Source organism: Streptomyces sp. NPDC059895 (genome assembly GCF_042731035.1).
Lineage (GTDB): Bacteria > Actinomycetota > Actinomycetes > Streptomycetales > Streptomycetaceae > Streptomyces.
The window spans coordinates 1-6012 of the sequence record NZ_JBHWKO010000108.1; the positions used below are offsets into that span (position 1 = coordinate 1).

General features: G+C 71.4%; 6 protein-coding genes and 1 pseudogene. 2 read left to right on the top strand and 5 right to left on the bottom strand.

All coding sequences use genetic code 11. The features are described from left to right. The first annotated feature begins 201 nt into the window (after positions 1–201). A complete protein-coding gene (moaA, locus tag ACFV9M_RS41585; RefSeq protein WP_385079594.1) occupies positions 202–1191 on the top strand; it encodes a GTP 3',8-cyclase MoaA in 990 nt (329 codons plus the stop codon). A 39-nt stretch (positions 1192–1230) separates the two neighbouring features. Here moaA and ACFV9M_RS41590 read toward each other — a convergent pair whose 3' ends face one another. Together ACFV9M_RS41590 and ACFV9M_RS41595 are read right to left on the bottom strand one after the other, a co-directional pair. Beyond that, positions 1231–1470, bottom strand: coding sequence for a hypothetical protein (locus tag ACFV9M_RS41590; protein ID WP_385079591.1), 240 nt, complete (start codon positions 1468–1470; stop codon positions 1231–1233). Positions 1471–1657: 187 nt separating this feature from the next. Next, entirely contained in the window at positions 1658–2077 is a 420-nt protein-coding gene (locus ACFV9M_RS41595) for a DUF3099 domain-containing protein (RefSeq protein WP_385079588.1), read from the bottom strand. Between the two features lie 201 nt (positions 2078–2278). On the opposite strand from ACFV9M_RS41595, the gene ACFV9M_RS41600 reads away from it, so the two are divergent. Further along, positions 2279–2560, top strand: a complete 282-nt coding sequence (locus ACFV9M_RS41600) for a GlsB/YeaQ/YmgE family stress response membrane protein (RefSeq protein WP_385079585.1) — start codon at positions 2279–2281, stop codon at positions 2558–2560. A gap of 156 nt (positions 2561–2716) precedes the next feature. Here the strand turns inward: ACFV9M_RS41600 and tyrS are convergent, their stop codons facing one another. The 3 genes and pseudogenes from tyrS to ACFV9M_RS41615 form a co-directional block, all read right to left on the bottom strand. Then, positions 2717–3985 carry a tyrosine--tRNA ligase gene (gene tyrS / locus ACFV9M_RS41605; protein WP_385079582.1) on the bottom strand — a complete coding sequence of 423 codons (1269 nt, stop codon included), beginning with the start codon at positions 3983–3985 and terminating at the stop codon, positions 2717–2719. 57 nt (positions 3986–4042) lie between these two features. Next, positions 4043–5446: a metallopeptidase TldD-related protein gene (locus ACFV9M_RS41610; protein ID WP_385079580.1), complete on the bottom strand. Its 1404-nt coding sequence runs from the start codon at positions 5444–5446 to the stop codon at positions 4043–4045. Beyond that, a pseudogene (locus ACFV9M_RS41615) lies at positions 5443–5709 on the bottom strand (metallopeptidase TldD-related protein); the annotation flags it as partial. The gene ACFV9M_RS41610 and the pseudogene ACFV9M_RS41615, both read right to left, overlap by 4 nt. Positions 5710–6012 lie beyond the last annotated feature (303 nt).

Sequence of the window (6012 nt, forward strand, 5' to 3'; positions counted from 1 at the left end):
GGGCGCCCCCGGCCCGCCCCGGGCGCCCACGCCCCGGGCCCCCCGCGGCGCCCCCGTCGCCGGCCACCGCCAGGTCCCTGCGACGCGGCCGCGTCTTACGTCGTGGGATCGGCGGCTGACCTTGTCGGTCCGGTCACGTAGGCTCGCAGACGACGGACCACACGCGATCCGCTCCGAGCGCTACGAGGGAAGGGGGCCCACGTGCTCATCGACACCTACGGCCGCGTGGCCACCGACCTGCGGGTCTCGCTGACCGACCGGTGCAACCTGCGCTGCACGTACTGCATGCCCGAGGAGGGACTGCAGTGGCTGGCCAAGCCCGACCTCCTCACGGACGACGAGATCGTCCGCCTGATCGGCATCGCCGTCACCACCCTCGGCGTCCAGGAGGTCCGCTTCACCGGCGGCGAGCCGCTGCTGCGCCCCGGCCTCGTCGGCATCGTCGAGCGGGTCGCCGCCCTCACCCCGCGCCCCCAGATGTCGCTGACGACCAACGGCATCGGCCTCCGGCGCACGGCGACCGCCCTGAAGGCGGCCGGCCTGGACCGGGTCAACGTCTCCCTCGACACCCTCCGCCCCGAGGTCTTCAAGGCCCTCACCCGCCGCGACCGCCACAAGGACGTCCTCGAAGGCCTCGCCGCCGCCCGCGAGGCCGGCCTCACGCCGGTGAAGGTCAACTCGGTGCTGATGCCGGGACTGAACGACGACGAGGCCCCCGACCTGCTGGCCTGGGCCGTCGCCCACGACTACGAACTGCGCTTCATCGAGCAGATGCCCCTCGACGCCCAGCACGGCTGGAAGCGCGACGGCATGGTCACGGCGGGCGACATCCTCGCCTCGCTCCGCACCCGCTTCGACCTCACCGCCGAGGGCGAGTCCGCGCGAGGCTCGGCCCCGGCCGAACGCTGGCTGGTCGACGGCGGCCCCCACCGCGTCGGCGTCATCGCCTCCGTCACCCGCCCGTTCTGCGCGGCGTGCGACCGCACCCGCCTCACCGCCGACGGGCAGGTCCGCACCTGTCTCTTCGCCCGCGAGGAGACCGACCTCCGGGCCGCCCTGCGCTCCGGCGCCCCCGACGAGGAGATAGCCCGGATCTGGCGCCTGGCGATGTGGGGCAAGAAGGCGGGCGCGGGCCTGGACGACCCGTCGTTCGTCCAGCCGGACCGCCCCATGTCGGCGATCGGCGGTTAGCCGAGCACCCTCCACGAGCTCCGGGCTCCCTCGGCTTCCTCAGAAGGGGCCCTGGGCTCCGTCGGCCTCCTCGGGCGCCCGCCACTCGTCGAACCTCACGACGTCCTTGAGGAACCCCCGCACCCCGAGGAACTGCGACAGATGCTCCCGGTGCTCCTCGCAGGCCAGCCAGGTCTTGCGCCGCTCCGGCGTATGCAGCTTCGGGTTGTTCCAGGCGAGAACCCACACGGCGTCGGCACGACAGCCCTTGGCGGAGCAGATGGGGGTCTCTTCACTCACTGGTTCGTCTCACAGGTGCGGTGAACAAGGCGACGCCGAGCAGCCACGGGGGGAGCTGCCCGGCGTCGGTCCGTCGCTCCGACGGGGGATGCGGAGCGCGTACGCAGTATGTCACGGGTGACCGGCCGCACGGCACTGGAACAACATGATTGATCTGAGCTTTTCTTGAGCTTGGTACACAGCCGACTCATGGCGTGGCGCGTGGCCGCCGCTCCGTCGGACCGCCGTCCGCGGGCTCCCGGGTGGATTCCGCGGAGGGCTCCTCTTCCGGCCCGGACACCCCGGAACCGCCCTCCGCGCGCGGCGGCGTCAGCATCGGCCGCTCCGGCGCGGTCACGAACGTCGAGGGCAGTCCCGGCGCGTTCTCCCGCCCGGCGTTGGCGATCACCACCGCGACGTACGGCAGGACCCCGCCCAGGACCAGCGCCACCACGGCCACATGCCGTTCCACGTTCCACAGCACCGCCGCCAGGATCACCGACAGGGTGCGGATCGCCATCGAGATCACGTACCGTCGCTGCCGGCCCCGCACATCCTCCTGGAGCCCCTGACGGGCCCCGGTGATCCGGAACACCTGGACGTTGCCGGCGCCGTTCTGCTTCCGCATCACATTCCACCATCCGCCCGCATCGAACTCTCCCCGGCTCCCACGGTACGCCGGGCCCCGGCCGCCTTCGAGGCCGGGTCGCTCCCCGCCCGGGCGGACGTCCTGCGCCGTACCACGTACGGCCGCGCCCGACATGCGCCGTACGGTGTACCAACCCAGACTGGTTGCAATGCTCACGTCGAGCCGTACGAGGAGGCAGCCATGGGCTGGTTGTGGGCGATCATCGTGGGATTCGTACTGGGCCTGATCGCCAAGGCGATCATCCCGGGCAAACAGCACAGCCCGCTCTGGCTGACCACCATCTTCGGCATCCTGGGCGCCATCGTGGGCAACGCCGTCGCGCGCGGCTTCGGCGTCGACGAGACTCCCGGCATCGACTGGAGCCGCCACATCTTCCAGCTGATCGCCGCGATCATCATCGTGGCCTTCGGTGACATGCTGTACATGGCGACGCTGGGCAAGCGCAAGCACCGCACCACCTGAGGCACCGCACCGTCTGAGGCACCGCACCACCTGAGGCACCGCACCACCTCAGGGCACCTCAGGCGGGAGCGATACGAGGACACGCCCCCCGGAACAGATGCTCCGAGGGGCGCGGTGGGCGCGCCGTACCGGCGGTGGGTGCCGGCGGCGGACCGGTCAGGCTCCCGTGACCTCCACGGCGGCCAGGTTCTTCTTGCCCCGACGCAGCACCAGCCACCGCCCGTGCAGCAGGTCCTCGGCGGCGGGCACGGCGTCCTCCGCGGTGACCTTGACGTTGTTCACGTAGGCGCCGCCCTCCTTCACCGTCCGCCGCGCGGCGGACTTGCTCGCCACCAGGCCGACCTCGGCGAAAAGGTCCACGACCGGCCCCAGCTCGGCGACCCGCACGTGCGGCACCTCGGAGAGGGCCGCCGCCAGCGTCCGGTCGTCCAGCTCCGCCAGGTCGCCCTGACCGAAGAGCGCCCTGGACGCGGCGATCACGGCGGCCGTCTGGTCGGCGCCGTGCACCAGCGTCGTCAGCTCCTCCGCCAGCGCGCGCTGCGCCGCCCGGGCCTGCGGCCGCTCCTGCGTCTGCTCCTCCAGCTCCTCCAGCTCCGCACGGGAGCGGAAGGACAGGATGCGCAGGTACCGCGAGATGTCCCGGTCGTCCACGTTCAGCCAGAACTGGTAGAACGCGTACGGCGTCGTCATCTCCGGGTCCAGCCAGACGGCGCCGCCCTCGGTCTTGCCGAACTTGGTGCCGTCCGCCTTGGTCATCAGCGGCGTCGCCAGCGCGTGCACCGAGGCGTCCGGCTCCAGCCTGTGGATCAGGTCCAGGCCGGCCGTGAGGTTGCCCCACTGGTCGCTGCCGCCCTGCTGGAGCGTGCAGCCGTAGCGCCGGTAGAGCTGGAGGAAGTCCATGCCCTGGAGCAGCTGGTAGCTGAACTCGGTGTAGCTGATGCCCTGGTCGGACTCCAGGCGGCGGGCCACGGAGTCCTTCGTCAGCATCTTGTTGACGCGGAAGTGCTTGCCGATGTCGCGCAGGAACTCGATCGCGGACAGCCCGGCCGTCCAGTCGAGGTTGTTGACCATCACGGCCGCGTTCTCGCCCTCGAAGGAGAGGAACGGCTCGATCTGGCCCCGCAGCCGGTCGACCCAGCCGGCGACCGTCTCCGGGTCGTTCAGCGTGCGCTCCGCCGTCGGACGCGGGTCACCGATCAGGCCGGTCGCCCCGCCGACCAGGGCCAGCGGCCGGTGACCGGCCTGCTGGAGCCGGCGCACGGTGAGCACCTGCACCAGGTGCCCGACGTGCAGGGACGGCGCGGTCGGGTCGAAGCCGCAATAGAACGTGACGGGACCGTCCGCGAGCGCCTTGCGCAAAGCGTCCTCGTCGGTGGACAGGGCGAACAGCCCACGCCACTTCAGCTCGTCGACGATGTCCGTCACGGTTCTCGTGTCTCCTCGGTGATCCTCGGGCAGCCGGGACGACTACCGGCTACGAGGTTATACGCCCTGGCTGACAGAGCTCATATTGAAATCCGGCACCCGCAGGGGCGGCATCGCGGCCCGGGTGAACCAGTCGCTCCACTCCCTGGGCAGCGTCTTCTCCGTGCGCCCGGCCTCGGCCGCCCGGCCCAGCAGATCGACCGGCGACTCGTTGAAGCGGAAGTTGTTCACCTCGCCCACGACCTCACCGTCCTCGACGAGGTACACGCCGTCCCTGGTCAGGCCGGTGAGCAGCAGCGTCGCCGGGTCGACCTCGCGGATGTACCACAGGCAGGTCAGCAGCAGCCCGCGCGCGGTGCCCGCGACCATCTCCTCCAGGGAGCGGTCGTCGCCGCCGTCCAGGATCAGGTTGTCGCCCGCGGGCGACACCGGCAGCCCGGTCAGGGCAGCGCTGTGCCGGCTGGTCGTGAGGTGCCTCACCTCGCCCCCGCCGATCCACTCGGTGGCCCGGACCGGCAGCCCGTTGTCGAACACCGACTGGTCGCCGCCGGAGGAGTGCGCGACGACGAACGGCGCCGACTCCAGCCCCGGCTCGTCCGGGTCGCTGCGCAGCGACAGCGGCAGCTCGGTCAGCTTCTCCCCGAGACGGGTGCCGCCGCCCGGCCGGGAGAACACCGTCCGGCCCTCGGCCGCGTCCCGGCCCGACGCCGACCACAGCTGGTAGATCATCAGATCCGCCACGGCGGTCGGCGGCAGCAGCGTCTCGTACCGCCCGGCGGGCAGCTCGATCCGCCGCCGGGCCCAGCCCAGGCGTACGGCGAGCTCGGCGTCGAGCGCCGCCGGGTCGACGTCCTCGAAGTCCCGGGTCGACCGGCCCGCCCACGCCGAGCGCGTCCGGTCCGGCGACTTCGCGTTCAGCTCCAGCGTCCCGTTCGGCTGGTCGTGCCGCAGCCGCAGCCCGGTCGACGTGCCCAGGTACGTCGACACCATCTCGTGGTTGGCGAACCCGTACAGCTCGCGCCCGCCCGCCCGCGCGCGGGCGAACGCCTCACCCAGCGCCGGCGCGAAGTCGGCGAACACGGCGGACGAGGTCTCGGCCGGCGCCTGCGTGAACTCGGGGGACCGGACCCCACCCGTGACCAGCGGCTGCGCGTCCTCCGCGGGCCCGGCGCCGCGCGCGGCGGCCTCGGCGGCCCGCACCAGCGGCTCCAGCTCGTCGGGGGTGACCGCCGCCCGAGAGACGACCCCGGAGGCGGTGCCCTCCTTGCCGTCCACCGTCGCGATCACCGTGAGCGTGCGCGAGCGCGTCACCCCGTTGGTGGTGAGGGCGTTGCCCGCCCAGCGCAGATTGGCGGTCGACTGCTCGTCGGCGATCACGACACAGCCGTCGGCCCGCGACAGCTCCAGGGCCCGCTCCACGATCTCGTGCGGCTGGTCCGCCTTGCTGGTGCGCGCGCTCATCGGCCGGCCTCCTGCGTGGTGTTCAGAATGTTGACGCCCTTGAACAGGGCCGACGGGCAGCCGTGCGAGACGGCCGCGACCTGTCCCGGCTGGGCCTTGCCGCAGTTGAAGGCACCCCCGAGGACATACGTCTGCGGCCCGCCGACCGCGGCCATCGACCCCCAGAAGTCGGTGGTCGTCGCCTGGTAGGCCACGTCCCGCACCTGCCCGGTGATCCGCCCGTTCTCGATGCGGAAGAAGCGCGGCCCGGTGAACTGGAAGTTCACCGCAGGGTCAGGGGGCATACGTCTCTGAACGGCGTTTGTGCAGGTCAGGTGGCTATTCAAGGTCTGCCCTCAATCCCTGTTCATACGGGTTGAAACCGGACTGTACGGGGTCTGGTGATGACTTGGTGTCGACCTCTGGGAGACCCCCGGGGGGTGATCGAACCATGCTCAGGACGCCAGGCTGTGGATCAATGCAGAGGGTACCTAGGGCCTGTATTGAGTCGTGATCATTGAGCGGTTCGAGTGAGGTCCTTGATCCAGATCATGGAGGCGCGGAGGTGGAGTCCGGCGAGGTAGCTC